General features: G+C 72.7%; 26 protein-coding genes and 1 pseudogene. 17 read left to right on the top strand and 10 right to left on the bottom strand.

All coding sequences use genetic code 11. From position 1 onward, the window contains the following. The first annotated feature begins 194 nt into the window (after positions 1-194). Entirely contained in the window at positions 195-1,598 is a 1,404-nt protein-coding gene (gene lpdA / locus ACMXGY_RS13905; protein ID WP_483773577.1) for a dihydrolipoyl dehydrogenase, read from the top strand. Between the two features lie 1,047 nt (positions 1,599-2,645). Here lpdA and ACMXGY_RS13900 read toward each other — a convergent pair. Continuing rightward, positions 2,646-3,290 carry a TetR/AcrR family transcriptional regulator gene (locus ACMXGY_RS13900; protein ID WP_483773576.1) on the bottom strand — a complete coding sequence of 215 codons (645 nt, stop codon included), beginning with the start codon at positions 3,288-3,290 and terminating at the stop codon, positions 2,646-2,648. 146 nt (positions 3,291-3,436) lie between these two features. Here ACMXGY_RS13900 and ACMXGY_RS13895 point away from each other — a divergent pair, with 146 nt between their 5' ends. After that, positions 3,437-4,216 carry an SDR family oxidoreductase gene (locus ACMXGY_RS13895; protein ID WP_483773575.1) on the top strand — a complete coding sequence of 260 codons (780 nt, stop codon included), beginning with the start codon at positions 3,437-3,439 and terminating at the stop codon, positions 4,214-4,216. Continuing rightward, a complete protein-coding gene (locus tag ACMXGY_RS13890) occupies positions 4,213-4,689 on the top strand; it encodes a nitroreductase/quinone reductase family protein (protein ID WP_483776867.1) in 477 nt (158 codons plus the stop codon). Before ACMXGY_RS13895 ends, ACMXGY_RS13890 begins: the two co-directional genes overlap by 4 nt. Positions 4,690-4,761: 72 nt before the next feature. Here ACMXGY_RS13890 and ACMXGY_RS13885 read toward each other — a convergent pair. Beyond that, positions 4,762-5,797 (bottom strand): annotated as a pseudogene (locus tag ACMXGY_RS13885) (IS3 family transposase); the annotation flags it as partial. Between the two features lie 59 nt (positions 5,798-5,856). On the opposite strand from ACMXGY_RS13885, the gene ACMXGY_RS13880 reads away from it, so the two are divergent. The 5 genes from ACMXGY_RS13880 (at position 5,857) to ACMXGY_RS13860 (ending at position 9,632) form a co-directional block, all read left to right on the top strand. After that, positions 5,857-6,006, top strand: a complete 150-nt coding sequence (locus ACMXGY_RS13880; RefSeq protein ID WP_483773574.1) for a hypothetical protein — start codon at positions 5,857-5,859, stop codon at positions 6,004-6,006. 153 nt (positions 6,007-6,159) lie between these two features. Continuing rightward, a complete protein-coding gene (locus tag ACMXGY_RS13875) occupies positions 6,160-6,717 on the top strand; it encodes a hypothetical protein (protein WP_483773573.1) in 558 nt (185 codons plus the stop codon). A 50-nt stretch (positions 6,718-6,767) separates the two neighbouring features. Further along, positions 6,768-7,637, top strand: coding sequence for a lysostaphin resistance A-like protein (locus ACMXGY_RS13870; protein ID WP_483773572.1), 870 nt, complete (start codon positions 6,768-6,770; stop codon positions 7,635-7,637). A 10-nt stretch (positions 7,638-7,647) separates the two neighbouring features. Next, on the top strand, positions 7,648-8,892 hold the full coding sequence (locus ACMXGY_RS13865; protein WP_483773571.1) for a sensor histidine kinase: 1,245 nt from the start codon (positions 7,648-7,650) through the stop codon (positions 8,890-8,892). Beyond that, positions 8,889-9,632 carry a response regulator gene (locus ACMXGY_RS13860; protein ID WP_483773570.1) on the top strand — a complete coding sequence of 248 codons (744 nt, stop codon included), beginning with the start codon at positions 8,889-8,891 and terminating at the stop codon, positions 9,630-9,632. The genes ACMXGY_RS13865 and ACMXGY_RS13860 overlap by 4 nt, the downstream gene beginning before the upstream one ends. Here ACMXGY_RS13860 and ACMXGY_RS13855 read toward each other — a convergent pair. The 3 genes from ACMXGY_RS13855 to ACMXGY_RS13845 form a co-directional block, all read right to left on the bottom strand. Further along, positions 9,629-10,060 (bottom strand): MarR family winged helix-turn-helix transcriptional regulator, encoded by a 432-nt coding sequence (locus tag ACMXGY_RS13855; RefSeq protein ID WP_483773569.1) that lies wholly within the window; start codon positions 10,058-10,060, stop codon positions 9,629-9,631. The genes ACMXGY_RS13860 and ACMXGY_RS13855 overlap by 4 nt on opposite strands. After that, on the bottom strand, positions 10,057-10,956 hold the full coding sequence (locus ACMXGY_RS13850) for an alpha/beta hydrolase family protein (RefSeq protein WP_483773568.1): 900 nt from the start codon (positions 10,954-10,956) through the stop codon (positions 10,057-10,059). The genes ACMXGY_RS13855 and ACMXGY_RS13850 overlap by 4 nt, the downstream gene beginning before the upstream one ends. Before the next feature lie 108 nt (positions 10,957-11,064). Then, the gene (locus ACMXGY_RS13845; RefSeq protein ID WP_483773567.1) at positions 11,065-12,423 is read right to left on the bottom strand and encodes a lytic polysaccharide monooxygenase; all 1,359 of its coding nucleotides are present in this window, start codon (positions 12,421-12,423) and stop codon (positions 11,065-11,067) included. Between the two features lie 127 nt (positions 12,424-12,550). On the opposite strand from ACMXGY_RS13845, the gene ACMXGY_RS13840 reads away from it, so the two are divergent. The 6 genes from ACMXGY_RS13840 (at position 12,551) to ACMXGY_RS13815 (ending at position 18,775) form a co-directional block, all read left to right on the top strand. After that, entirely contained in the window at positions 12,551-13,447 is an 897-nt protein-coding gene (locus tag ACMXGY_RS13840; protein ID WP_483773566.1) for a formylglycine-generating enzyme family protein, read from the top strand. Positions 13,448-13,632: 185 nt separating this feature from the next. Continuing rightward, positions 13,633-14,949: a UDP-N-acetylglucosamine 1-carboxyvinyltransferase gene (murA, locus tag ACMXGY_RS13835; RefSeq protein ID WP_483773565.1), complete on the top strand. Its 1,317-nt coding sequence runs from the start codon at positions 13,633-13,635 to the stop codon at positions 14,947-14,949. 100 nt (positions 14,950-15,049) lie between these two features. After that, on the top strand, positions 15,050-16,348 hold the full coding sequence (locus ACMXGY_RS13830) for a sensor histidine kinase (RefSeq protein WP_483773564.1): 1,299 nt from the start codon (positions 15,050-15,052) through the stop codon (positions 16,346-16,348). Beyond that, positions 16,345-16,950 carry a response regulator gene (locus ACMXGY_RS13825; protein ID WP_483773563.1) on the top strand — a complete coding sequence of 202 codons (606 nt, stop codon included), beginning with the start codon at positions 16,345-16,347 and terminating at the stop codon, positions 16,948-16,950. Before ACMXGY_RS13830 ends, ACMXGY_RS13825 begins: the two co-directional genes overlap by 4 nt. Positions 16,951-16,982: 32 nt before the next feature. After that, on the top strand, positions 16,983-17,708 hold the full coding sequence (locus ACMXGY_RS13820) for a lysophospholipid acyltransferase family protein (protein ID WP_483773562.1): 726 nt from the start codon (positions 16,983-16,985) through the stop codon (positions 17,706-17,708). Next, positions 17,705-18,775: an NAD(P)H-dependent glycerol-3-phosphate dehydrogenase gene (locus tag ACMXGY_RS13815; RefSeq protein WP_483773561.1), complete on the top strand. Its 1,071-nt coding sequence runs from the start codon at positions 17,705-17,707 to the stop codon at positions 18,773-18,775. The genes ACMXGY_RS13820 and ACMXGY_RS13815 overlap by 4 nt, the downstream gene beginning before the upstream one ends. Before the next feature lie 6 nt (positions 18,776-18,781). On the opposite strand, the gene ACMXGY_RS13810 is transcribed toward ACMXGY_RS13815, so the two are convergent. Further along, positions 18,782-19,513 carry an AMIN-like domain-containing (lipo)protein gene (locus ACMXGY_RS13810; protein WP_483773560.1) on the bottom strand — a complete coding sequence of 244 codons (732 nt, stop codon included), beginning with the start codon at positions 19,511-19,513 and terminating at the stop codon, positions 18,782-18,784. Between the two features lie 156 nt (positions 19,514-19,669). Between ACMXGY_RS13810 and ACMXGY_RS13805 the strand changes: the two genes are divergently transcribed. Continuing rightward, positions 19,670-19,864: a hypothetical protein gene (locus ACMXGY_RS13805; protein ID WP_483773559.1), complete on the top strand. Its 195-nt coding sequence runs from the start codon at positions 19,670-19,672 to the stop codon at positions 19,862-19,864. A gap of 7 nt (positions 19,865-19,871) precedes the next feature. Next, positions 19,872-20,558: a GNAT family N-acetyltransferase gene (locus ACMXGY_RS13800; protein ID WP_483773558.1), complete on the top strand. Its 687-nt coding sequence runs from the start codon at positions 19,872-19,874 to the stop codon at positions 20,556-20,558. Here the strand turns inward: ACMXGY_RS13800 and ACMXGY_RS13795 are convergent. From ACMXGY_RS13795 to ACMXGY_RS13780, 4 genes are all read right to left on the bottom strand, one after another. Continuing rightward, entirely contained in the window at positions 20,555-21,706 is a 1,152-nt protein-coding gene (locus ACMXGY_RS13795) for a trans-sulfuration enzyme family protein (protein WP_483773557.1), read from the bottom strand. The genes ACMXGY_RS13800 and ACMXGY_RS13795 overlap by 4 nt on opposite strands. A gap of 57 nt (positions 21,707-21,763) precedes the next feature. Next, positions 21,764-22,975, bottom strand: coding sequence for an acyl-CoA dehydrogenase family protein (locus ACMXGY_RS13790; RefSeq protein WP_483773556.1), 1,212 nt, complete (start codon positions 22,973-22,975; stop codon positions 21,764-21,766). Positions 22,976-23,051: 76 nt separating this feature from the next. After that, complete coding sequence (locus ACMXGY_RS13785; RefSeq protein ID WP_483773555.1) at positions 23,052-24,074, bottom strand: CNNM domain-containing protein; 1,023 nt, start codon at positions 24,072-24,074, stop codon at positions 23,052-23,054. Further along, positions 24,071-25,483: a hemolysin family protein gene (locus tag ACMXGY_RS13780; protein WP_483773554.1), complete on the bottom strand. Its 1,413-nt coding sequence runs from the start codon at positions 25,481-25,483 to the stop codon at positions 24,071-24,073. The genes ACMXGY_RS13785 and ACMXGY_RS13780 overlap by 4 nt, the downstream gene beginning before the upstream one ends. A gap of 205 nt (positions 25,484-25,688) precedes the next feature. Between ACMXGY_RS13780 and ACMXGY_RS13775 the strand changes: the two genes are divergently transcribed. Then, positions 25,689-26,903 (top strand): D-alanine--D-alanine ligase family protein, encoded by a 1,215-nt coding sequence (locus ACMXGY_RS13775; RefSeq protein WP_483773553.1) that lies wholly within the window; start codon positions 25,689-25,691, stop codon positions 26,901-26,903. The last annotated feature ends 4 nt before the right edge of the window (positions 26,904-26,907 follow it).

Genomic DNA, 26,907 nt, shown 5'->3' with positions numbered 1-26,907 from the left:
AGGCACCGCCGCGCTGAGCGTGCCCGCGCGGCGGGCTCAGCGCGGCCGGCGAAGGAGGAGCCGCAGGTGTCGCATCCCGGACATCGTGACCCGCCCGACGGCGCAGGGTCAACCCACGCGGGCCCCCGCAGGTGTGGCGGACGTCGCCCGCGCGGGCGCGCCACGGCCGATGCGGCGCCAGTAGGCTTGAGGCCATGGCATCCCACTACGACGTCGTCGTCCTCGGTGCAGGCCCCGGTGGTTACGTGGCCGCGATCCGTGCAGCCCAGCTGGGCCTGTCGGTCGCGGTCGTGGAGGAGAAGTACTGGGGTGGGGTGTGCCTCAACGTGGGCTGCATCCCCTCCAAGGCGCTCCTGCGCAACGCCGAGCTCGCGCACCTGTTCACCCACGACGCGAAGACCTTCGGCATCTCCGGAGAGATCAGCTTCGACTTCGGCGCGGCGTTCGACCGCTCGCGCACCGTCGCGGAAGGGCGCGTCAAGGGCGTGCACTTCCTCATGAAGAAGAACAAGATCACCGAGTACGACGGCCGCGGCACGTTCCGCGACGCGCACACGCTCGACGTGAAGCTCTCCGACGGTTCGACCGACCAGGTGACGTTCGACAACGTCATCATCGCGACCGGCTCCACGGTGCGCCTGCTCCCGGGCGTCGAGCTGTCCGAGAACGTCGTCACGTACGAGAAGCAGATCCTCACGCGCGACCTGCCGAAGTCGATCGCGATCGTCGGCGCCGGCGCGATCGGCATGGAGTTCGGCTACGTCCTCAAGAACTACGGCGTGGACGTCACGATCATCGAGTTCCTCGACCGCGCGCTGCCCAACGAGGACGCCGACGTGTCGAAGGAGATCGCCAAGCAGTACAAGAAGCTGGGCGTCAACCTGCTCACGTCGACCGCCGTCCAGACGGTCAAGGACGACGGGACCTCCGTGACCGTCTCCTACAAGGGCGTCAAGGACGACAAGCCGGGCGAGCTCGTCGTCGACAAGGTGCTCATGGCCGTCGGCTTCGCGCCCAACGTCGAGGGCTTCGGGCTCGAGAACACCGGCGTGCAGCTCACCGAGCGCGGCGCCATCGCGATCGACGACGTCATGCGCACGAACGTCGAGCACATCTACGCGATCGGTGACGTCACCGCGAAGCTCATGCTCGCGCACGTCGCCGAGGCGCAGGGCGTCGTCGCGGCCGAGACCATCGGCGGTGCCGAGACCCTCACTCTCGGCGACTACCGCATGATGCCGCGCGCGACGTTCTGCCAGCCGCAGGTCGCGAGCTTCGGCCTCACCGAGCAGCAGGCGCGCGACGAGGGCTACAAGGTCAAGGTCGCGTCGTTCCCCTTCATGGCGAACGGCAAGGCGCACGGCCTCGGCGACCCGGTGGGCTTCGTCAAGCTCATCTCCGACGAGACCTACGGCGAGCTCCTCGGCGGCCACCTCATCGGCCCCGACGTCTCCGAGATGCTGCCCGAGCTCACCCTCGCGCAGAAGTGGGACCTCACCGTCCACGAGGTCGCGCGCAACGTCCACACCCACCCGACGCTGTCCGAGGCCGTCCAGGAGTCGATCCACGGCCTCGCGGGGCACATGATCAACTTCTAGCCATCGGGACGAATCGGTCACCGATCGACCGCCTGGTCAGAGGCCCGGATCTGCGATTTTCCGCAGGTCCGGGCCTCCTTTCTGTTTTGGTGAGGCCTGGACAACCTAGAGACAGAAGAACCCCCTCCATGCCACGAGATGTGGCACGGGGGTGGCACGAACCAGGAGGATCGAGATGGCCGAGAGGGTGCGGCGCGAGGGGAGTGGGAGTCGCCGGAGGACGCGGTGCGACGGCGCGAGGCGGAGGCGGCGGCCGCCGCGCTGCGGGACATCACGTTCCGCGAGTACGCCCTGGCGTGGCTCGAGCGGGTCCAGCACGAGCCGCGCAAGGGTGGCCGGCCCCGGCGCCCGGGCACCGTGATGGTCTACCGCGGGCGGGTGCACAACTACTTGCTGGAGCCACTCGGCGACCTGCGGGTGCGGGACATCGACACCGCCGTCGTGCGAGCGCTGACGCGCAGATCGTCGCGCGGCCGTCGGTGCTCAGGCCGGGCGCGGCGCACAACGGGATCGCCGGTGACGCCGTCGACATGCTCAAGACGATCCTGCGTGCCGCCGAGCGCGACGGGCTTCTCGAGACGATGCCGGACGTCCCCACGCCCTCGCACCGGTCCGTGCGGCACGACGCCGACCACGCGCCCGAGGACGACGTCGCCACGCCCCAGCAGGTCGACGCCCTGTACGACGCGGTGCCGCAACCGTGGCGCATCGCCGTGCTGCTCGCCGCGTGGTGCCAGCTGCGCCGCGGGGAGGTGCTCGGGCTGCAGGGCGCGACGTCGTCTGGGACACCGACCGCACCGCAGCCGCGCTGTACGTGCGACGACGGAAGAGCGGGACGACCGGCGCCCTCGCCGACCCGCCCGCCGGGATCTGGATCCGCTGCTCCCCGGAGTCGAACGGCACCGGGTTGTCACTGCGCGCGCGAAAGACCCTGGCGGCACGACGGGACGTGTCGCGATGGCACCGCTCGGGTTGCGAACCGGACGGCGACCGAGACGTTCCGCGAACGCCGTTGGTGCCGGCGGGACTCCGTCGCGATGGGCGGACTCAATCGCTGGTGGACACCCCTGATCCAGTCGTTGCGTACCGGGCTGCGATGGTGCGGACGGCCTCGTCGACCACCTGAGCGACGCGTTCGGCACTCACCTCCCAGCCCGGCACGAGGAGTGTCGGCCAGAAGACGTAGTTGGAGATCATGCCCAGGAACTGGGTGGCTGCGAGGTCCACGTCCTCGACCCGCACCGTTCCGGCCTCGTGCTCAGCCCGGAGGTAGCGGCGTACAGACTCGAAGTAGGGCATCTTCCCGTGCGAGAACTGCGCCTGGGCCAGCTCCGGGAATCGCGGCAGCTCGGCGATGACGATCCGGAAGAGATCGGTCATCTGGGGGCGGCACAGCAGCTCGGCGTAGCGGCGACCGATGGTGCTGAGCCCGTCGACGACGTCGCCTGCGGGTGGAGCATCCTCCTCGTCGGCGGTCGACCAGGACTCGGTCACGATGGCGTCGAACAGGGCGGCCTTGGTCGGGAACTGCTTGAAGAGGGTGGCTCGCGAGACGCCGGAGCGCTCGGCGATCCGCGCCAGCGACGTCCGGTCGTAGCCCAGCTCGAGGAAGAGCGCGGTCGCGGCTGTCACGATCGACGCGCGCTTCTCCTGAGCGACGCGCTGGTGATACGTCGTCACGACCCGGCTCATGGGACAGGAGCCTACGAGGTGAGTGGCTTGACTCACCACCGCCGCTGACCTAGCGTCAAGGGGATGGTGAGTCGATCGACTCACCACTGGCCGCCGGTCATCACTGGTGATCCCGGTCATCCACCCACATGCCGAAGGACCATCTGATGCCTCGCTTCGACAACCAGACCGTGCTCGTGACCGGTGGGACCGGCGGCCAGGGCTCGAGCCACGTGCGCGCCTTCCACGCGGAGGGGGCGAACGTGGTGATCGGCGGCCTCGACGCCGAACGTGGCGCTGCTCTGGCCGACGAGCTCGGGACTCGTGCTCGCTTCGCGTGCCTCGACGTCAGGGACGAGAGCTCGTGGTCCGCCGCCGTGCACGCCGCCGAGAGCGCCTTCGGCGCCCTGAACGTGCTCGTCAACAACGCGGGCGTGCAGAACCCGCCGGCGACGATCGAGGACACGGACCAGGCCACGTGGTCGCGCATCCTGGACGTCAACCTCACGGGGACCTTCCTCGGGATCAAGGTCGCCACCCCGGCTCTGCGTCGTGCGGCAGGGGGAGCCATCGTCAACATCGCCTCGACGATGGCCTTGGGCGGCACGGCGCACTACGCGCCGTACGTCGCCTCCAAGTGGGCTGTGCGGGGACTCACCCGCACGGCAGCGCTCGAGCTCGGCCGCGACAACATCCGGGTGAACACCATCCACCCCGGCGTGGTCGCGACCCCCTTCATCCACGAACCAGCGGCCGGCGCTACCGCGGCGATCGCCGACTTCTACTCACCCGAGCCGTTCGCCGTCCCCCGGCTCGGGGAGCCGGCCGACGTCACCCGGCTCCTCCTGTTCCTCACCTCCTCGGACGCGTCGTTCGTCACCGGGTCGGAGTACGTCATCGACGGCGGGCTCCTCCTCGGCCCCGCCCTCCGGGCCGAGACCGCATGAGCTCCGCGGACACGACCGGGCCGAACGACTCCGCACGGGACGCGACCTTGTCCCACCTGCCCGACCACATCCGGCGAGCCATCGCGATCACCCCCACCGCGGGCACCAGAGAACGGATCATCGACATCACGACGCGGGGGCGCCGCACCGGCCGGCCGCGCCGCATCGAGATCTTCTTCTACCGAGCGGCGGGCGCCACCTACCTGTGCAGCGGCGCCGGCGGTGCCGCGACCGACTGGCATGCGAACCTTCTCGCCGATCCCCACTTCACCTTCCACCTCAAGAACGGGATCCGCGCAGACCTGCCCGCACTGGCCACGCCTGTCACCGATCCCGCTGAACGTCAGGCCGTGCTGGCGGAGATCGTCGCGGACCTCAATCAGCCCCACGACCCCGGCACCATCCGGCCGACTCGGCTCGAAGACTGGGCCGACAGCCGACTGATGCGCATCAGCTTCCGCCATCGGCCGTGATCGCGGACCCCTGGCAGCCGACCGACGAGGGGAGCGGGACTGCCCCAGCATCGGTTGACTCTTCGAGTCAGGCCGCGAGGGCCAGGTGATGATCGCCAGGCGCAGCTCGTCGCGGGTAGCCCAGCGTTTGCGGTTGAGGACGTTCTTCTGCAGCAGGGCGAAGAAGCTCTCCATGGCGGCGTTGTCGCCGGCAGCGCCGACGCGGCCCATGGATCCGGTGATGCTGTGGTGGTGCAGCGCGACGACGAAGCGCCGGGAGCGAAATTGAGATCCGCGGTCCGAGTGGCAGATCGTGCCGGCCTGCCCGGCGGTCGCGGGGGTGACCGGGCGTAGGGCGTCGGCGTTGTTGAGCGCGGCGACGGCGAGGGAGGACTTCATGCGTGGGTCCATCGAGTAGCCCACGATCCGCCCGGACCAGGCGTCCTTGATCGCGCACAGGTAGAGCTGCCCTCGCCGGTGGGGTGCTCGGTGATGTCCGTGAGCCACAACCGGTCCGGACCATCAGCGGTGAGCTGTCGTTGGACGAGGTCGTCGTGCAGGAGCGGGCCGGCCTTCTTCCCCGACCTGCGTCGGCGACGGACGGTGGAGACGATGCCGGCTTCGCGGCACAGCGACCAGACCGTGTTGGGCGACACGCTCAGGCCGGCATCTGTGAGCTCGTCGGCGATGAACCGTTACCCGAACTCCGGGTCGTCTCGGTGCACGTCCCAGGCCGCGTTGATCAGGTGCGCCCGCTGCAAGTCTGCGGGCGTGACAGGGCTGGCCTTCCACGCGAAGTAAGCCTGCTCGGAGAACCCGAGCACCCGGCGGGTCACCGCGACGGGGATACCGTCCGCGGCCAGGTCACCGACCAGCGGGTACGTCATTTCGGGGAGATCTCCTTGGCGAAGTACGCCGCCGCCCGGCGCAGGATCTCGACCTCCGGCTCGAGCTGTCGGTTGCGCCGCTCGAACTCACGCAGCTCGGCCGACTCCTGCTTCGTCACCCCGGGTTGCACGCCGTCCTCGACGTCGGCGGCCCTGAGCCAGTTAGGAAGACAAGACTCGGCGATCCCGAAGTCCTTGGCGATCTGAGCGATCGATCCGCCCTGACGGGCAACGGCGACCACGTCACGACGGAACTCGGCGGGATAGGGCTTGGGCGGCCAGCGGACAGTACCGGTCCGCCGTGATCCCGACCATCGCGCAGTACGTGCCGAGCCTGCCGACGGATCTTGCTGCGGACGCCGAGGAGGCGACGGCGGCCCTCGCGCGGTTCGACACCCACGCCCGCTCGGTGCTCGGCGGGGACAGTCCGACGCTCGGGCCGATGTCCTGATCCTGCTGCGGACGGAGTCGACCTCGTCCTCCCAGATCGAGAACCTGACCGTCGGGGCGGGGCAGCTGGCGCTCGCGGAGATCGACCAGTCGACGTCGCAGAACGCAAGGGTCGTCGTAGCCAACGTGCGGGCCAAGGAAACGGCGCTCGACCTTGCCGACCGGCTCGACACCGACGCGATCCTCACGATGCAGTGCACTCGGTGCGTTCCGCGACGGCGACGCGCGACCGATCATCGAGGCGTTCGGCGACGCGAGCCGGTTCGCCGCCTCGTCCGGGGCTCGGCTGGTCGACGACCTCGCCGCGCAGGTGGAGTGGTCCCGCGGCCGGATGTCAGGCGTACGACGCAACGCCGGAGCGTGGAAGGTGCTGCCACACCTGGTGGCGCACCCGGTGGTGAACGCGAGCTTCCTGATCGAGCGCGTCGGCATGAACGGCATGGGTGCCCAGCGCGCGCTCGGCCAGCTGGTCGACGCCGGGGTGCTGGAAGAGCGCACCGGCATGCAACGCAACCGGGTCTACCAGCACGCCGGCATACTCCGGGTGCTGGACCTCTACGCGCAGAGCCTGAGCCGGCGCCGAGATCCGCGCGCGTCGCTGGGCGAGCACGTCGAGCCTGGGCCTTGCGAGCCGTGGGCCCAGACCATCCCCCGGGAGAGCTACCCGGACTGCTCACCTGCGGGCGATTCGCTCGGGGCCGTGAGTTCCTAGCGTTGCTGCTGGTCGCCGATCCGGGCGGCCACGCAGCAACGGAGGCCCTCATGAGCACGACGACCACGACACCCCGCCCTGATTCTCTGGACGATCACCCGAGCGGTCGGGTAGCCCGCTTCTTCCGGCATCCGCTGACGTGGATGCTGATCGGTGTGGTCGGCGTCGGCCTCGTCGCGGGCCTGACGGCATCGGCCGAACCGTTTCTGCTGCTTCCCGTGCTGGGCGCGGCGCTCGCGGTCCTCGTCTACCGGGTGGTCATGCGCTTCGTCGCCCGACGCCGCATGCCCGAGATCGCCGCACGCCGGGCCGTGCCCGAGGCGCTGCTGGGCGCCGCGCTCGGGCTCGGGTTCGTCGCGGTGTCCGCAGCCGTCGTCACGGCCCTCGGCGGCTACACGTTCCGCGTCGCGGACGTCGACCTCCTCGCCGTGGTGGCACCGATCCTCGCGGTCACCGTCGGCGCCGCGGTCACCGAGGAGCTCACGTTCCGCGGCTTCGCCCTCCAGGCTCTCGAGCGTCTGCTCGGCAGCTGGGTCGCCCTGGCGATCACGGCCCTGTTCTTCGGCCTGACCCACCTGTTCAACCCGGGCGCGACCCCGTGGAGCTCGCTGGCCATCGCGATCGAGGCCGGTGGCCTGCTCGGCGCCGCGTTCCTCTGGCGCCGCAACCTCTGGTTCGTCATCGGCCTGCACTTCGCCTGGAACGCCACGGTCGCGCTGCTCGGCATCCCGGTCTCAGGTCACGCGGCCCTTGGCGTGCTGGTCGCCGACGTCTCCGGAGCGCCCGCGCTGACCGGCGGTGCCTTCGGCATCGAGGGTTCCGTGGTGACCGTCGCGCTCGGCGTGCTCATCGCCGTCCCGATGCTCGTGCTCGCACGGCGCCGCGGGACGCTGGTCCCCGCCCGCCGCCGTCGCCCGTAGGCTCGGGGCCGTGCCCGCCAACCTCCTCCGCGACCGGGCCCCCCGCACCGGTCAGGCGCCTCGACGGTGGCGAGCGAGCCGGCAGGACGCCCGGGATGCGTCGCTCGCGATCGCACTCGCGGCGCTCGGGTTCGTCCCGACGCTCTCGGCGATCGGCGTCGAGCTCGGGGACCTGCCCGAGCGGCCGGCGGACTCGCTGGCCGTGACGCTGGTCCTCGCGCAGTGCGTGCCGCTCGCGCTCCGCCGCCGCAGCCCCGGGACGTGCCTCGCCGTCGTCGGAGCGGCGTTCGCCGTGGACCAGGTCCTGTCGTACCCGCCGACGTTCGCGAGCGTCGGGCTCTATATCGCGCTGTACACCGCAGGGGCCCACCAGGTGCGGTTCCGGCGACGCTCCGCCGCCCTGGTGACCGCGGGCTACGTGGCCCTCGCGGCTACGCTGTCCGGCCTCGGCTCGCCCAACCGGCTCCCGGTCTTCCTCGCGTTCTACCTCGTGCTGGTGGTGATCTGGATGGCGGGTACGGGGATGCGTCGATGGCGGGCCGAGGAGGTCGAGCGTCGGCGTCTTGCCGCCGCCGTCGCGACGTCCCAGGAGCGAGCCCGGATCGCGAGGGAGCTGCACGACGTGGTGACGCACCACGTGACGGCGATGGTCGTGCAGGCCGACGCCGCGCAGTACCTCTTGCCCGCGACGCCGGACCGTGCGGCCGACGGGCTGGTCGCGATCAGCGGCACGGGGCGACGAGCCCTGACCGAGCTCCGGTACCTGCTGGGCGTGCTCGAGGCGACGGGCGAGTCGGCGTCGCCGGGGCGGGCGCCCGCCCTCGGCCGGGTGGGCGACCTCGTCGAGCAGGCCCGCCGGTCGGGCCAGCCGGTGGAGTGGGTCGAGGAGGGCGGACGGCGCGACCTGCCCGACGCCGTCGAGCTCGCCGCCTACCGGGTGGTGCAGGAAGGCCTCACCAACGCGCTCAAGCACGCCCCCGGACGGCCGACCACGGTCCGCGTGCGCCACGGCGCCGAGCACCTCGTGACCGAGGTGACCACCGGGGGACCCGCCACGCCGGCCGCCACCACTGGCACCACGTCGCCGGGCAGGCTCGCCGCCGCGGCGGTGTCACCACCCGCCGGCCGCGGCCTCGCCGGTCTGCGCGAACGCGTCCGCGTGCTCGACGGCGACCTCGAAGCCGGCCCGACGCCCGACGGGGGCTTCCGCGTGCGGGCCTCGATCCCCTCCGCCACGACCAGGAGCAGCCCATGACCGTCTCGCCGCCGGACCAACCACCCCCGATCCGCGTCCTGGTCTGCGAGGACCAGGAGCTGGTCCGGGTCGGCTACGTCACGATCTTCTCCGCGCAGGCCGACATGGAGGTCGTCGGCGAGGCGGAGGACGGGCGGGCGGCCGTCGAGGCCGCGCGACGGCTGCGCCCCGACGTCGTGGTCATGGACATCCGGATGCCCGTGCTCGACGGCATCGAGGCGACGCGGCAGATCGCCGGCCCGGACGCCGAGACGCCGGCCAAGGTGCTCATGGTGACCACCTTCAACGTCGACGAGTACGTCTACGAGGCGCTGCGTGCCGGGGCGAGCGGGTTCCTGCTCAAGGACGCTCCTCCCGCCGAGCTGGTCGACGGCATCCGGACGATCGCCCGGGGCGAGTCCCTGCTGGCCCCGTCCGTCACCCGGACTCTCATCGGCCGCTACGCCGAGCGGGTGCGGCCGACCGACGCGTCCGGCCGCGCGCGGGACGAGGTCGTGCGCAGCCTGACCCCGCGCGAGCGGGAGGTGCTGGAGCAGCTCGCTGCCGGTCTGTCCAACGCGGAGATCGCGCGAGAGCTCGTCATCACCCCGGAGACGGTCAAGACGTACGTGTCCCGGATCCTGGCCAAGCTGGGCCTGCGCGACCGGGTGCAGGCGGTCGTCCTCGCCTACCGCGTGGGCCTGGTCTCGCCGACGGACCAGGTGGACGTCGCCGCACGCCGCGTGCGCGGGAACGGCTAGCGCAGCTCGCGCCTCGCGTGCTCGAGCCAGCGCGCGACCGTCGCCAGCTCGTCGGAGGTGAAGCCCTCGGTCAGGCGGACGTTCAGCTCGCCGAGCGCCGACCGGACGTCGCTCACCGCGGCGGTGCCGCCGGGCGTGAGGTCGAGGCGGACCGTGCGTCGGTCGTCGGGGTCGGTACGACGGCGCACGAGGTCGGCACGCTCCATCCGTGCCAGCAGGCCGCTGGCGCCCGCGGCGGAGGCCTCCAGGGCCGCCGTCACGTCGCCGATCGTCGCTCCGGGGTGCTCCGCGAGGTAGAGCAGAACCCCGCCGGCCGCCGCGCTGATCCCACGGTCGGCGCCGCGCCGCGAGATCCAGCGCCGCATCTGGCGCTCCGCCGCGGTGGTGAGGAAGACCAGCCGCGGCGGACCCTCCCGGGCGTCCGTCACCGGGTCGCGTCCTGGACGCGTGCGTCGAGCCATCCGAGCAGAGACGGCCACAGCGTCTCGCGCAGGCCGCGACGGAAGAACCCGGTGTGCCCGATCGTCTCGACGCCGCCGTCGGACGGGCTCCAGGTGCGTCGCTCGACCCGGGCGTTCGTCAGGTGGTCGGCGATCGCGTCGATCTGGGCGGGCGTCGCCCAGGGGTCGTCGGTGAACCCGACGGCCAGGACCTCGCCCTCCACCCGTGCGGCGCGCTCGGCGGCGTCCATCGTCGGGTCGTCGAAGAAGTACCCCGGGCGCCGGGACCAGCGGCTCCACTCGAGCATCGCCGCCGCGGGCATGTCTTCCCCGAGGCCCAGGCGGCGTCCGGGCACGTAGCCCAGCGTCCGGGCCGTCGCGGGGCCGACCGCCCGCAGCACCAGGCCGACGCGCGCCCGCTCGGCGCGGTCGGGGATGGTCGCCGTCACCCCGGCGTGCGACGCGACCGTGACGAAGCCGGTGAGGCCGCGGGAGCCGTGGTCGAGCGAGAGTGCGTGCCCGCCGATGCTGTGCCCGACCGCGAGCTGCGGCACGTCGTCGAACCGCGCCCGCGCCCAGTCGGCGACCGCGGGCACGTCCCCGCGCATCCAGTCGCGCATGCGCAGGCCCCGGTGGTCCCGCGGCCTGCCGGAGCGGCCCGTGCCGCGGTAGTCGTACGTCACGACGGCGTACCCGTGCTGGGCCAGGAACTCGCCGAACGCCGTGTACAGGCGCTCCGGGACCGCGGTCGCCGGGTGGACGACCACGGCCGCGCGCGGCGGGCGGTCGTCCGGGTGCCGCACCGTCCCGACGACCCGCCCGCCATCCTGGACCTCGACCACCAGCTCCTCGGACGTCATCGTCGTCGGCTCATCACTTCGCATGCGAAATACCCTAGCGAGCGGCGAACCGCGTGACCAGCGCGGCGCGGAGCGCCCGCACGACGGTGCGCCGGCGGGGGAGATGCCCGCCGGCGCACCGTCGAGAGGCCGTCAGGAGCAGGCGACCCCGTTGAGCGTGAACCCTGTCGGGTCGGGGTGGGCGCCGGGCGCAGCGGTGGCGCCGTTGAAGCCGAACGTGACCGACTGGCCCGCGGCGATGCTCGACTGCCACGCCGGGTGCGTCGCCGTGACCGCCGTCCCGTCCTGGCCGACCACAGCGCTCCAGCCGGGCTCGTCGACCGTCTGTCCGCCGGGGTAGGCGAACGCGACGGACCAGCCGTTGACCGCCGCCGTCGACGTGTTCGTCACGGTGACGGACGCGGTGAACCCTGTGCTGTTGACGCCCCAGGAGGATGCCGAGTAGTCGACCTCGCAGTCGCCGGTGGGCACCGGCGTGTCGTCGTCCAGGGTCGTGAACGTGACGGTGCGGGTGCCCGAGACGGTGTCGGTGTGGTCGTTGCGCGACCGGACCGTCAGCGTGTACTCGGTGGCCGGTTCGAGCCCTGTCAGGTCGACCATCGGCGAACCGTCGGTGCTCGCGACCACCGCGCCGGTGCCCGCGTCGAGGACGTCGTACCCCGTGACGCACCCGGACTCGGCCGCTCCCCACATGACGTGCGCGCTGGTCGCCGTGACGGACATCGCCATGACGGAGCCCGGAGTGCCCGGGGCCTCGTCGGGGCACGCGGGCTCCGTCGGCTCGCCGCCGTCGTCCCCGATCCCGGTGACCTCGCCGTCGCCGCCGTCGAACGTGACGTCGGAGCAGCTGTAGAAGTTCTCGTTGCTGTCCGAGCGGACCCAGTGGGTGAAGATCATGTGGTCGCCCGTGCGGTCAGCAGGCAGCGTGACGTCCCAGTAGTAGTAGTTGAGGGCGCCCGGGCCGCCCGTGTCGGGCGGGTTGGTCGCGCTGTCGATCAGCTCGAGGTCGCTCCACGCGAGCGGGCTCGACGGGTCCCAGCCCTGCTCGGTCACGTAGACGTCGAAGCGTCCCGGGTGCTCGGCCCAGTTGTTGTGCTGGAACTGGTACGTGTCGCCGGCGGTGAGGTGCGTCGTCGGCCAGTCGCCCCGTGCGGCGTTGAACCCGCTGAAGTCGTACGGCCCCCTGCCGCCTCCGTCGCAGATCTGACCGTCGGGGATGTAGCCCTCGGTCTGGCCGGCGCCGTTCGAGTCGAGGTTGCCGAACCAGTTGTAGAACGCCGAGGTCCCGCTGACGGCGTACGCGTTCGCGCACGCCGGGTTCTGGGGGTCGACCGCGCCGGACTCCGTCATCCCGTCGACCCAGCACAGGTACTGCCTGCTGCCGGGGAAGACCTCGGCACCGTGTGCCTCGGCGGGGGCGGGTGGCGTGGCCGCCACGAGCCCTGCCGCGCCGAGGACCACCGCGGCGGCCCAGGCTGCTATGCGTCGCATCTCAAGCTCCTTCGCTCACGGACGTCGAACACCACGACGATGCCGGACGACGGTTCGCCGGGACACCTGCCTAATCGGTTCGTACGCAGGCGCTCCGCGGCGGGAGCGGACTTCCTATGCTGGGCGGGTGACCCTCACCGAGCTCGTGCCCATCCCCGGCGGGACGTTCCGGATGGGCTCGGACGACCACTACCCGGAGGAGCAGCCGGCGCACCCCCGTGCGGTCGAGCCGTTCGCGCTGGAGCGCCACCCCGTCACCACCGAGCAGTTCGCGACGTTCGTCGACGCGACCGGGTACGTCACGGTCGCCGAGCGCACGCCCGACCCCGCCGACTTCCCGGGGGCCGACCCCGCGACCCTGGTCCCGGGATCCGTGGTCTTCACCCCGACCGAAGTCCCCGTGGACCTGCGGGACTGGTCGCAGTGGTGGCGCTGGCAGCCCGGCGCGTCGTGGCGGCACCCCGAGGGGCCCGGCTCTGACGCCGAGAGCCGTCTCGACCACCCCGTCGTGCACGTCGCCTACGCCGACGCCGCCGCGTACGCCGCGTGGGCGGGCCGGCGCCTGCCGACCGAGGCCGAGTGGGAACGAGCCGCGCGCGGGGGCCTCGACGGCGCGGAGTACGCCTGGGGGGCGGAGCCCACGCCCGGCGGTCGTCGCCTGGCCAACACCTGGGTGGGCGCCTTCCCCCACCGGAACGAGGGGTGGGGCGGCACGTCGCCCGTCGGCTCGTACCCGGAGAACGGGTTCGGCCTCCTCGACATGATCGGCAACGTCTGGGAACGCACGTCCGACGTCTTCGTCCCCCGGCACCATCCCCTTGACACCCCCGTCCACCAGGGCGAGCGGCGCGGCCTCCTGGCGCCGACGACGTCGCCCCGTGTCATGCGCGTGACCAAGGGCGGCTCCCACCTGTGCGCCCCGGAGTACTGCCTCCGGTACCGGCCCGCGGCCCGCTCGCCGCAGAGCGACGACAGCGCGACGTCGCACCTCGGCTTCCGCTGTGCCGCGTCCGTCGAGCCCTAGGGCGGCGCGCCAGTCGTCGTGTGGTGGTCCTGTGGAGGACGTGGCGCGAACGCGCTCGGCGGGCTGTCAGCGGTGTCGAGAGCGCGGCAGGGGGTGAATAATCTCCGGGTGCCCCGTGTTGGCGCACGAGGGCCGGTCTCGTCCGGCTCTCGACCACCCCGCTGTCGAGAGGGCGACCTGAGCAGATGAACGACGTGCTGTACGTGAACGGCGGCAACCCGCTGGACGGGACGATCACCGTGCGGGGCGCGAAGAACTTCGTGTCCAAGGCGATGGTGGCGTCGTTGCTGGGGGAGTCGCCGAGCGTGCTGCGCAACGTGCCGCAGATCCGCGACGTCGGCGTGGTGACGGGGCTGCTCGAGCTGCACGGCGTGGCCGTGAAGTCCGACCCGGACGCGGGCATCCTCGACCTGGACCCGTCCAACGTGGAGTCCGCGCACGTCGCGGACATCGACGCGCACGCGGGGTCGAGCCGCATCCCGATCCTGTTCTGCGGCCCGCTGCTGCACCGCCTGGGTGAGGCGTTCATCCCGGACCTGGGTGGCTGCCGGATCGGCGACCGGCCGATCAACTACCACCTGGACATCCTGCGCCAGTTCGGTGCCGTCGTGGACAAGCGCGAGAACGGCATCCACATCCGTGCCCCCCGGCGCCTGCAGGGCACGAAGATCGCACTGCCGTACCCGTCGGTGGGGGCCACGGAGCAGCTGCTGCTCACCGCGGTGCGCGCCGAGGGGATCACCGAGCTCGCGAACGCGGCGATCGAGCCCGAGATCATGGACCTCATCGCGGTGCTGCAGAAGATGGGCGCGATCATCTCGGTCGACACCGACCGCGTGATCCGCATCGAGGGCGTGGACCGCCTCGAGGGGTACACCCACACCGCGCTCGGCGACCGCATCGAGGCGGCGTCGTGGGCGTCGGCCGCGCTGGCCACCGGCGGCGACATCACGGTCAAGGGCGCGACGCAGCCCGAGATGATGACGTTCCTCAACACGTTCCGCAAGGTCGGGGGCCGGTTCGACGTCCAGGACGACGGCATCCGGTTCTGGCACCCCGGCGGCGACCTGTCCCCGATCGTCCTGGAGACCGACGTCCACCCCGGCTTCATGACGGACTGGCAGCAGCCGCTGGTCGTCGCGCTCACCCAGGCCAAGGGCCTGTCGATCGTGCACGAGACGGTCTACGAGAACCGCTTCGGCTTCACCGACGCGCTGCGCGGCATGGGCGCGACCATCCAGGTCTACAAGGAGTGCCTGGGCGGGCGCGACTGCCGGTTCGGGCAGCGCAACTTCCACCACTCCGCCGTCGTCTCGGGCCCGACGCCGCTCGTCGCCGCCGACATCGAGGTCCCCGACCTGCGCGGCGGGTTCTCCCACCTCATCGCCGCGCTCGCCGCGCAGGGCACCTCGACCGTGCGCGGCATCAGCCTCATCGACCGCGGCTACGAGAACTTCCAGGACAAGCTCGTCGCGCTCGGCGCCGACGTCACGCGCGGCTGAGTCCGCCGGGGACGCGGCGGGACCGTGGACGGCGCACGACGTCGCAGGTCATGACGACTGTCACGGCGTCGCACGCTCCGGGCGTGCGACGCTGGACGTCGTGATCACCCGTCCGCGCACCTTCCTCGAGGTGTGGAACCGCCGGACCGCGCCGGAGCGGTTCGACGCCTACACGCGCTGGTCGCTCTACCTGCTCTCGGCGTCCGAGCCGCTCGCCGCGCTCGCCGTCGTCGGCATGGACCCCACGTTCGACGTGACGGCTGTCCGGTACTGGCTCCTGGTCGTCCTGGCCCAGACGGCGGTGTGCGTCGCGACCCTGCGTGCGGGCATCGTGCACTTCCTCGGTGGTCCGAACGTCCCGCGCGTCCTGCTGGCCGTGCTCGGCGCGCTGACGGTCGCCGTGGCGGTCCTCGCGTTCTGGGCGTTCCCCGTCGGCTCGTCCGACGACGTCGCGGGCAGCGGGCGCTACTTCGGGCTCCTCGTCGGCCTCGGCTTCGGGACCCTCGCCCTGGTTCCGCTGCTCACGTTCGGACGGCTCAGCGTCGTCGCGCTCGTGCTGGCCACGCTCACGGGGTGCTCGGTGTGGGTCGGGACCGGACCGGTGACCCCCACGACGGCCGGCGTGGCGCTCGCGCTCGCGCTCTCGACCGCGTTCATGCTCGTCGCGATCTTCGGGTCGTACCGCGTCTCGGTGTGGATGCTCGGCATCGTGTGGGAGCAGGAGCGCACGCGCGTCCTGCACGCGCGGCTGGCCGTCGCCGAGGAGCGCCTGCGGTTCTCGCGAGACCTGCACGACGTCTTCGGTCGCACGCTCTCGGTCGTCGCCGTGAAGAGCGAGCTCGCGGCCGAGCTCGCGGCCCGGGGTCGCCCCGGGGCCGACGAGCAGATGCTCGAGGTGCGCCGCATCGCGCAGGACGCGCTGCGTGAGGTCCGCGCCGTCGTCGCGGGCTACCGGACCGCCGACCTCGCCGCCGAGCTCGTCGGCGCCCGCTCCGTCCTGCGCTCCGCCGGGATCGAGACGACGGTCCACGGCGAGGAGACGCCCGTCGGGCCGGCCGCGCAGGAAGCGCTCGCGTGGGCCGTGCGCGAGGGGGTGACGAACGTCGTCCGGCACTCGACCGCGCGCACGTGCACGATCACGGTCCACCGCGACGGTGCGACGAGCGTCGTCGAGGTCGTCAACGACGGCGTGCCCACGGGTGTCGCCGCGGCCGGCGGACGCGCCCGCAGCTCGGGCTCGGGCCTGGTGGGGCTCGCGGAGCGTCTGGACGGCGCCGGCGGCCGGCTGGACACGTGGTCCGACGGCGGCCGGTTCGGCCTCGTCGCCCGGGTCCCCGACAGCACGACGTCACTGTCCTCCCGCTCCGCCCGCACCCCCGAGAGGACCACCCCCACGTGATCCGCATCCTGCTCGCCGACGACGAGAACCTCATCCGCGACGCCGTCGCCTCGCTGCTCGCCCTCGAGGACGACCTCGAGGTCGTCGCCCTCGCGGCGTCCGGCCCGGAGGCGGTGGCCGCCGCCCTCAAGCACGCGCCCGACGTCGCGGTGCTCGACCTCCAGATGCCCGGGCTCGACGGCGTCGAGGTCGCGGAACGGCTCGCGACGGAGCTCCCGGGGTGCGGCGTCGTCATCGTCACGAGCCACGGCCGTCCCGGATACCTCAAGCGGTCGCTCGAGGCGGGGGCCCGCGGGTTCCTGCCCAAGACCGTCTCGGCACGCGTCCTCGCGGACGTCGTGCGTCAGGTGCACGACGGCGGCCGGTACGTCGACCCGGAGCTCGCCGCAGAGGCCATCGCCGCCGGAGCGAGCCCGCTCACGCCACGCGAGGCGGACGTGCTCGAGCTCGCGGCGGACGGCTCGCCCGTCGAGGAGATCGCGACGCGCGCGCACCTCGCTCCGGGCACCGTGCGCAACTATCTCTCGTCGGCCGCCGCGAAGCTCGGTGCGGCGAACCGGCACGAGGCCGCGCACACCGCCCGACGGCACGGCTGGATCTGAGCGCCGGACTCCGGCGGGTAGGCTCGGTGACCGTGCCGAGCCTGCCCGAGATCCCGCGCGCGTACCGCGTGCTCGCGTTCCTGCTGATCCCGATCCTCAACCTGATCACCCGTCGGGACTGGCGGGGCGCCGAGAACCTGCCCGCACGCGGCTTCATCGCGGCGGCGAACCACGTGACCGAGGTCGACCCCGTGACGCTCGCGCACTTCCTCTACAAGCAGGGGCGTGCTCCCAAGATCACGGCGAAGTCCTCGCTGTTCACGGTCCCGGTCTTCGGCAGCATCCTGCGCCGCACGGGGATGATCCCCGTGCACCGCGGCACGTCGGGGGCCGCGCAGTCGCTCGTCGACGCGACGGCGCGGCTCGACGAGGGCGAGTGCGTCGTGTTCTTCCCGGAGGGGACGCTCACGCGCGACCCCGACGGCTGGCCCATGGTCGGCAAGACGGGTGTCGCCCGACTCGCGCTGACGAGCAGGGCACCCGTCGTCCCGATCGCGCAGTGGGGTGCGCACGAGCTGCTCGCGCCGTACGGCAAGGTGTTCAAGCCGGTCCCGCCCAAGCGCGTCTCGGTCCACGCCGGGGCGCCCGTCGACCTGTCCGACCTCTACGACCGCCCCCAGGACACCGCCACGCTGCGCGAGGCGACCGAGCGCATCATGGCCGCCATCACGAGCCAGCTCGAGGAGATCCGCGGCGAGAAGGCACCCGCCGAGCGGTTCGACCTGCGCAAGAACCCTGGCTCGGAGCGCCGCCGATGACCGCCGGTCCGTCCGCGTCCAGCACGCCCGCGCCCAGCACGCCCGGCGCCGAGCGGGTCGTCGCCGCCGTCCTGGGTTCGGGGAGCTGGGGCACGACGTTCGCGGCCGTGCTCGCGGACGCGGGGTGCGAGGTCCGGCTGTGGGGTCGCGATGCCGACGTCGCGGAGCAGGTCAACACCGAGCACCGCAACGAGAAGCGGCTTCCCGGGATCGACCTCCCTGCGGGGGTCCGCGCCACGACCGACGCGCGCGAGGCCCTCGCCGGGGCCGGGCTCGTGGTGGTCGCGATCCCGTCCCAGGTCGCCCGCGCGACGCTCGCCGGTCTGCGGGCCTTCCTGGAGCCGGACGCCGTCGCGGTGTCCCTCATGAAGGGCGTCGAGCTGACCACGGACCGCCGCATGAGCGAGGTCGTCGCGGAGTCGCTCGGCCTGCCGACCGAGCGGGTCGCCGTCGTCTCCGGGCCGAACCTCGCGCGTGAGATCGCGCACCGCCAGCCGACCGCGACCGTGGTGTCGTGCACCGACGAGAACGTCGCCCGGTTCGTCGCACGCGCCTGCTCGTCGTCGTACTTCCGCCCGTACACGAACCGCGACGTCGTCGGGGTCGAGCTCTGCGGCGCCGTGAAGAACGTCATCGCGCTCGCCGTCGGCATCGCGCAGGGTCGCGGGTTCGGCTACAACACCACAGCGACCGTCATCACTCGCGGCCTCGTCGAGATCACGCGGCTCGGGCTCGCGCTCGGCGCCGATGCGGAGACGTTCCCCGGCCTCGCCGGGCTGGGCGACCTCGTCGCGACGTGCTCGTCGCCGCTCTCGCGCAACCACACGCTGGGCAAGCACATCGGGCAGGGGATGACCCTCGACGAGGCGATCGCCGCCACGGGCGGCACGGCGGAGGGCGTCAAGTCCTGCCGCGCGGTCCTCGAGCTCGCGCAGAAGGTCGGCGTCGAGATGCCCATCACCGCCGGGGTCGTCGCGGTGCTGCACGAGGGCATGCCGGTCGACGACATGGCACGCGGGCTGCTGTCACGGCCCCAGAAGTCCGAGGGAGTCTCGGCGGAGCGCTGAGGTCGTTCAGTCGTCGTCGCGCACGTCGACGACGACGCGCGTCGGGTCCTCGAGCGCGAAGACGCGGAAGGGCCGACGCTCGTCGTCCACGCCGACGAACGCCTGCGTGTACCCCTCGAACACACCGCGCAGCAGGACCTCCTCGACCTCCCCGTCGTCGCTGCCCACAACGGGGTTGGGCTCGGTGTACTCCTCGACGCCGGTGTCCATCGGGTAGCCCGAGCCGGAGATCATGACCTGCAGGTAGGCGTCCCCGGCGACCGTCGCCAGGTTGCCGCTGCCGTCGTCGGTCGGCTGGTCCACGTACTCGACACGCCACCCGGGCGTCCCGGTGCCGCCGAGCTCGAGCACGACGCGGTCGAACCCGTCGTGGTGGCCGATCCGGATGTCCGTGACGTTCAGTACGGCGTCCGCCGAGGGGTCCTGCGTGTCGGGATCGATGTTCGCGGGGAACGGGAGCGGCGCCTCGGTCGCGTCGTCGGCCGGGGTCGAGCCGTCGTCCGTGGGGGTGGGCGAGCTCGCGTCCGTGGGCGGCTCGCTGGGGCTGGGGGCCGTCGTCGCGGTCTCGCCGGCGTCGGGTGCGGGGGAGTCGTCCGTGCCGCCTCCCGTGCTGCACGCGGTGAGCGCGAGGACCAGCAGCCCGGAGGCGGTGGCCGCGAGCGGTCGCGCCCCGAGCGTCCTCCGGGGTCGGTCGCGCTCGGGTCGGGTCGACGACGGCACCGCTGCTCGTGTCCTCATGCGTCGATCCTAGAAACTGCTGGTCACACGCGCGCGGCGGCCGGGGCACGGTCCGGTCCCGGTCTGGTCACGGCACGGTGACGGCCGCTCGTCGCGCTGCTCGTCCGCGGGATCACGCGTTACACGTCCGGCGCGGAAGCGCGTGCACGGCGCGACGTGGGGAGCGGCGAGAGCGCCGGCTCGGGGATGTTCGGGGAGATCGTCGAGATCTTCCAGCCCAGCCGCGTGCACCTGACGGCGGAGAAGGAGCGGCAGCGCCTCGACATCGTGCAGCGCCCCGCCGAGGGTCGGCCGTTCGACGTGGACCTCGACGGCGACGTGTTCTACGTGCCGCCGAGCGACGTGCCATGATCGCGTCGTGCGACCCTCGGCAGTGACGGCATCCGCCGCGCCGGTCTCCGCTCGGCGGCCCGGCATCCGTGCGTACCGGACGGACGACCGCGACGACCTCTACGACGTCTGCGTGCGCACCGCGGACGCGGGAGCCGACGCTCGCGGCACGTACGCCGACGACGAGCTCATGGGCGACCTGTTCGCCGGTCCCTACACGGCCCTCGACCCGGGGCTGGCCTTCGTCCTCGACGACGGGGTCCGGGTGGTCGGGTACGTCGTCGGGACGGCGGACACGCCACGGTTCGTCGAGCGCTACCGCGCCGAGTGGATCCCGGCTCTCGGGGACCGTCGTCCGCGACCTGGCGACCCGGTCCCGGACGACGCGTCGCCGGACGACGTCATGCTCCACCTGCACCACCACCCGGAGCGACTGCTCGTCCCGGAGCTGGCGCCCTACCCGGCTCACCTGCACATCGACCTGCTGCCGGAGCACCAGGGTCACGGGCACGGTCGGCGTCTCCTCGAGACGTGGTCGGCGGCTGCGGCCGCTGCGGGTGCCCCGGCCGTGCACGTCGGGATGATCACGGCGAACGCTCCGGCGCGGCGCTTCTACGACGCGCTCGGGTTCCACGAGATCGCCGTCGCCGACGCCGGACCCCTCACGTACCTGGGAAGAGCGACGGTCGCCGCCGACGCCCTCGTGCCGGTCTAGCCGACCGCCGACCGCAGCGCGCGGTCCAGGTCGCGCCACAGGTCCTCGACGTCCTCGATCCCGACGGACACGCGCAGCAGGTCCTCGGGGACGGTGTGCGACTCGGTCGCGAAGCGGCGGCGGCGTTCGAGACTCGACTCGACACCCCCGAGGCTCGTTGCCGGGACCCAGAGCCGCACGGCTGCCGCGACGGCGTCGGCGCCTGCGGCTCCGCCCCGCGGGCGCAGGCCGAGGATCGACCCGTACCCCGTCATGAGGCGCGACGCGCGCTCGTGACCCGGGTCGTCGGGCAGGCTCGGGTGGCGCACCTCCACCACGTCAGGGTGCTCGGCCAGGCGGCGTGCGAGCTCGGCCGCGTTCGCCTGCGACCGCTCCACGCGCAGCGCGAGAGTGCGCAGCCCGCGCAGTGCGAGCCAGACCTCGAACGGCCCGGCGATCGAGCCGTGCAGGGTCCGGTACGAGCGCAGCGCCGCGGTGAGCTCGCTCGTGCGCGCGACGGCGGCACCCAGCACGACGTCGGAGTGCCCGGCGAGGTACTTCGTGACCGAGTGCACGACGACGTCCGCACCGTGGGCGAGCGGCTGCTGCCCGAGCGGGGTGGCGAACGTGTTGTCGACCGCGGTGAGCACGTTGCGCTCCCGCGCCTCGGCGAGAAGGACGGGCAGGTCCGCGACCTCGAGCATGGGGTTGGTGGGCGACTCGACGAGCAGGAGGGACGCGCCGTCGAGCGCGCCGACGACCTGGTCCGTGTCGGCGATGTCCACGCGGGCGACCTCGACCCCCGCACGTGCGGCGAGGTCGTCCGCGAAGCCGAGCGTCACCTGGTAGGCGTGCCGGGGAAGCACGACCTTGCCGCCCGCGGGGACGAAGGAGAACACGGCGGCGATCGCGGCCATGCCGGAGCCGAACACGACGCCGGGGTGCTCGCCGCCCTCGAGCGCCGCGAGCGCCTCCTCGAACGGGTGCCAGGTCTCCGTGTCCATGCGTGTGTACAGGAGCTCCCCGGGCTGCTGTACGCCCTGCGACACGTAGGTCGACGAGAGGACGATCGGCGGGTTCACCGGCGCGCCCTGCGTGCGCTCCGGGCGTCCGGCGGTCACGGCGACGGTCGAGGGGGAGAGGGCGTCGGAGGGCTGCCGTTCGTTCATGGCGGCAGCGTACGCCGCAGGCGCCGACACGTGCCCGGGGCGACCGTCCCCCGTCGGTCAGTCGAGAGGGCCGAGGAGGGACTGCGCGACCGTCGAGTGCGCGGACTCGTCGTCGGACGGGTGGAAGATGCCGGCGAGGACGTCGCGGTACAGGCGGCCGAGCTCGTTCCCGGCGAAGTAGCTCGACCCGCCCGCGACGCGCACCGCCTGGTCGACGACGGTCTTCGCCGTCTCCGTCGCCCGGACCTTGAGCCCGGCGGTCGCGCGGAACCAGCCCGCGCCGCGGTCCACCACGGCGTCGATCTCGCCCGCGGCGACGTCGATCTGCGGCCAGACGGCGTCCAGGGCCAGCGCGGCGTCCGCGAGACGCCAGCGGATGTCCGGGTCCTGCGAGAGCGACGCCCCGTCGTTCTTCATCGACGTCCGGCGCCGGGCTGCCGCGACGCCGAGCTCGAGCGCGCGCTCGGCGATCCCGGTGTACACCGACGCGAGGAGGATCTCGAACGTCGTGAAGATCCCGACGACGAGCGGGTCGAGCGTCGGCCCGGGCGCGAGGCGCCGCACCACGCGGTCCGCCGCGGCAGGAGCGCCGTCGAGCACGGTCGAGCGCGACTGCGACGCGCGCATGCCCATCGTGTCCCAGTCGTCGAGCACCTCGACCCCGCCCGCGTCGCGGGGGACGAACGCGTGCACGAGGCGCGGGGCGTCGTCGGACACCGAGTCGAGCCCCAGCACGCCGAGACGGGTCCAGGCGGGCGAGTTCGACGTGAAGATCTTGCGGCCGTGGAACGTGTACCCGCCTGCGCCGTCGGGCCGCGCCTCGGTGCGCGAGCCGAGCAGCACGAGGTCGTTGCCGCCCTCGGAGTACCCGAACCCGAAGACCTCGCCCCGACCGGCCTCCTCGAGGAGCCAGTCGAGGGAGTCGTCGCCCCGCTCGTGCAGGTACCGCGCGACCCCGGTCCACACGTGGTGCATGTTCACCGCGAGCGCCGTCGCGGGCGCGGCGCCGGCGAGGCGCGCCTGCTCGTGCGCGACCTCCCGCAGCCCGAGGCCCGCACCGCCGAAGGACTCCGGCACGAGGGCGCTCAGGTAGCCCGCGTCGGTGAGCGCGGCGAGGTCCTCGGTGAAGAACGCGTTCTCGCGGTCGTACCCCGCGGCGCGGGAGCGGACCTCCTCGAGGAGGTCGTCGGTGAGGAGCGTCCGGGGCACCTGGAACGGCACAGCGAACGGCGCGGCGAAGGGCTCGGTGAACGGGACGGGCGTGGGCATGGCCTGCCTTCGGTCGAGGTGTGCGGAAGGCCCCGGCGACACGTGTCGCCAGGGCCTTCCCACCGTACGCCGGGAGTCAGCCGACGAGCGCGGGCTCCTCCGGGCGCGGCAGGAGACGGCGCAGCACGTCCGCGAGGGTGACGACGCCGACCACGTGGCCGTCTCGCGTGACGAGGGCGAGCTGCTCGCTCGTCTCGCGCATCCGCGCGAGGGCGACGTGCACCGTCGTCGACGCGTCCAGGAGGAACGGCGTGCGCGCGAGCGGTGCCACGGGAGCGTCGTCCGGCTCGAGGAGCGTGTCGCGAACGTGCACGACCCCGCGGACGTCGTCTCCGGACCCGAGGAGGATCCGCAGGTGACCCGACCGGACGGACGCCGCGCGGACGTCGGCCGCGGTGGCGTCGGGCGTCACCGCGGTGGGTGCGGACCCGTCGGGGACGAGCTCGTCCACCGTGAGGGTCTCGATCTCGAGCGCGCTCGAGATCTGCGCCGTGTACGACGCGTCGAGCGCGCCCACGTTCGCCGAGTGCTCGACGAGGTGTCGCAGCGCGGCCGGGTCCTGCCCGCCCTCGACCTGGTCCACGGGCTCCACGCCGACGGCCCGCAGGCAGCGGTTCGCGAGCGCGTTGAGCCAGCGCAGGACAGGGCGCGTGACCCACATGAACGCGCGCATGGGCAGAGCGAGGAGCGTCGCGGACGTCTCCGGGTGCGCGATGGCCCAGGACTTCGGCGCCATCTCGCCCACGACGAGGTGCAGGAACGTGACGATGGCCAGCGCGAGGACGAAGCCGGCGACGTCGGCGCCCCACAGGGGCAGGCCCCACGACTCGAAGACCGGCGTCAGCCAGTGGTGCACCGCCGGCTTGGTGATGGCGCCGAGCGCGAGCGTGCACGCGGTGATGCCGAGCTGGGACCCGGCGAGCAGCAGCGTGAGCTCGGCCGAGCTCCGCAGGGCGGCACGCGCCGAGCGGCTCGTGGCTGCGGCGTCCTCGAGCCGGTGCCGCTTGGCGCCGAGGAGCGCGAACTCCACGGCGACGAAGAACGCGCTGAGCGCGATGATGAGGACGGTCGCGACGACGACGACCCACGGGTTGCTCATCGGGACTCCTCGGGGGTCGTGCCGTTCGGGACGGGTCGCTGATCCTGTCTCTGGTCCTGCGGCGCGTCGTCGACGAGCCGGACGCGCACGAGCCGCGGCACGTGCCGCTCGACCGACAGGACGTCGACGACGAGGCGCCGGACGACGGGCTCGTCGTGCACGAGGTCAGCCGGGTCGGGCGGGAGCTCCACGACGACGGTGTCGCCCGCGCGGGGCAACGAGCCGAGCTGGGAGATGAGCAGCCCGGAGACCGTCTCGTGGTCGCCGCGCGGCAGGTCGTGCCCGACGGCGCGCTCGGCCTCGTCGAGGTGGACGTCGCCGCCCATGATCCACGCCCCGTCGTCCTGGGCGGACACGGTCACGGGCTGCTCCGGGTCGTGCTCGTCGGTGATCTCGCCGACGAGCTCCTCCGCGAGGTCCTCCAGCGTGAGCACGCCCGCGAACCCGCCGTACTCGTCGACGACGCACGCGAGCTGGTTGCGCGAGCTCGAGAGCTCCGCGAGCGCGTCGGGCAGGGCCATGAGGGTCGGCAGCACCGCGACGGGCCGCATGAGGTCCGTGACGGGGGCGTCGTCGGGCAGCGCCGTGCGGAGCAGGTCCGCGAGCTGCACGACGCCGATCGCCTGGTCTGTCTCGTCGACCACCGGGTAGCGCGAGTGGCCCGTGGCCATGAGGACGCGGACCGCGCCGACCGTGGCGTCGGGACGCACGGTCCCGACGCGCGAGCGCGGGATCATCGCGTGCTCGACGTCGTGCTGCGGGAAGTCGAGGATCCGGTCGAGCAGCACGGACAGCTCGTCGGGCAGGTCCCCGCTCTCGCGCGAGTCGGCCACGATGTGCTCGAGGTCGCGCGCGGTCGCCGAGTGCTCGACGTCGTGCACCGGCTCGATGCGCAGCGCCCGCAGGAGCACGTTCGACGCCTTGTCGAACACGGCGATGAGCCAGCCGAAGACCGTGAGGTAGAGCGTCGTCGAGCGGGCGAGGCGCAGGGCCGTGGGCTCGGGCCGGGCGATCGCCAGGTTCTTCGGGAAGAGCTCGCCGAAGAGCATCTGGACGAGCGTGGAGAGGACGAGCGCGAGCACCGTCCCGACGGCGACGCCCACGCCCGTGGGCACGCCGACACCGCCGAGCATCGTCCCGAGCGCGTCGCCCACGAGCGGTTCCGCGACGTAGCCGACGAGCAGCCCCGTCACGGTGATGCCGAGCTGGGCGCCGGAGAGGACGAAGGACGTGCGGCGCGTCACCGCGAGGGCGCGCTGCGCCGTCGGGTCACCGGACTCGGCCCGCGCCGCGAGGCGCGAGCGGTCGACGGTCATGTACGCGAACTCCTGCGCCACGAAGTAGGCGGTGACGGCGGTGATCGCGAGGATCACGACGATGCCGAGCAGGAGGGAGAGGAGGGGGATCACGGGGTCCGCACCGCCCTCGGGTGGCGGGCTGCCGGAGCAGCGCCTGCCGGGTCGGGGCCGGTGCGGCCGGGACTATGGTCGGGGTCGTCGGCCGTGGGGGCCTCGACGGATGTGTCTTCCACGGCACCCTCAACGCGGAGCTCGTGCGAAAGGTTCCCGAGGTGCGGGGCCGCGCGCGGGCGGGCGTCCGGTAGGGTCGTCCGCGATGTCCAGCCAGAGCCCAGAGCCGCCCCTGCCGACCGCGTCGAGCGCGTCGAACGCGCCGTCCGCCGACGGTCCCGCCGCCCACGACGCCGCCGCACCCGGCGCGACCCGTAAGCCTCGCGTGCTCGTGCTGTTCGGGGGGCGCTCCGGCGAGCACGCGATCTCGGCCGCGACAGCCGCCGGGGTCCTGCGCGCGATCGACCGCACGCGGTACGACGTCGTCCCGGTCGGCATCACGCCCGCGGGCGAGTGGGTGCTCGCCGCCGACGAGCCCGCGCGCTGGGAGATCACCGACGGGCGCCTGCCGCAGGTGGAGTCCACCGGCGAGGAGGTCATCCTGCCGCTGTCCACCGGGCGCCGGGACCTGCGCGTCCTGACCCCCGGCGACGTGCCGCGCGTGCTCGGCGACGTGGACGTCGTCTTCCCGCTGCTGCACGGCCCGTACGGCGAGGACGGCACGCTCCAGGGGATGCTCGAGCTCGCCGACGTGCGCTACGTCGGCGCCGGCGTGCTGGCCTCCGCGGTCGGCATGGACAAGCACTACATGAAGCTCGTGCTCGCGGGGGAGGGCCTGCCCGTCGGGCCGTACACCGTCATCCGGCCGGGGGAGTTCGAGCGCAACCCCGCCGCGTGGACCGAGACGGTCGCCGCGCTCGGCCTGCCTGTGTTCGTCAAGCCCGCGCGCGCCGGGTCGAGCCTCGGCATCTCCAAGGTCGATGACCTCGCCGACCTGCCCGCGGCGATCGCCGCCGCGCAGGAGCACGACCCCAAGGTCGTCGTCGAGGCGGGCATCGTGGGGCGCGAGATCGAGTGCGCGGTGCTCGGCGGACGCGGTGGCGCCCGCGCCCGCGCGTCGCTGCCGGGCGAGATCGTCGTCACCGGCGAGGCGCACGACTTCTACGACTTCGAGGCCAAGTACCTCGACGAGGCGGGTGTCGAGCTCTCGTGCCCCGCCGACCTGCCCGAGCACCTCGTGGAGCGCGTGCGCGAGATCGCGATCCGGACGTTCGAGGCGGTGGGTGCCGAGGGGCTCTCGCGCGTCGACGTGTTCGTCACGCCCGACGAGCAGGTGGTCGTCAACGAGATCAACACCATGCCGGGGTTCACGCCGTTCTCGATGTACCCGCGCATGTGGGAGAAGTCGGGCCTGAGCTACCCCGACCTCATCGACGAGCTCGTCGCGCTCGCGCTCGAGCGGCCCACCGGCCTGCGCTGAGCCA

Source organism: Cellulosimicrobium sp. G4 BAM 1002, assembly GCF_057126935.1.
This window is presented reverse-complemented; position numbering and strand designations above follow the sequence as displayed.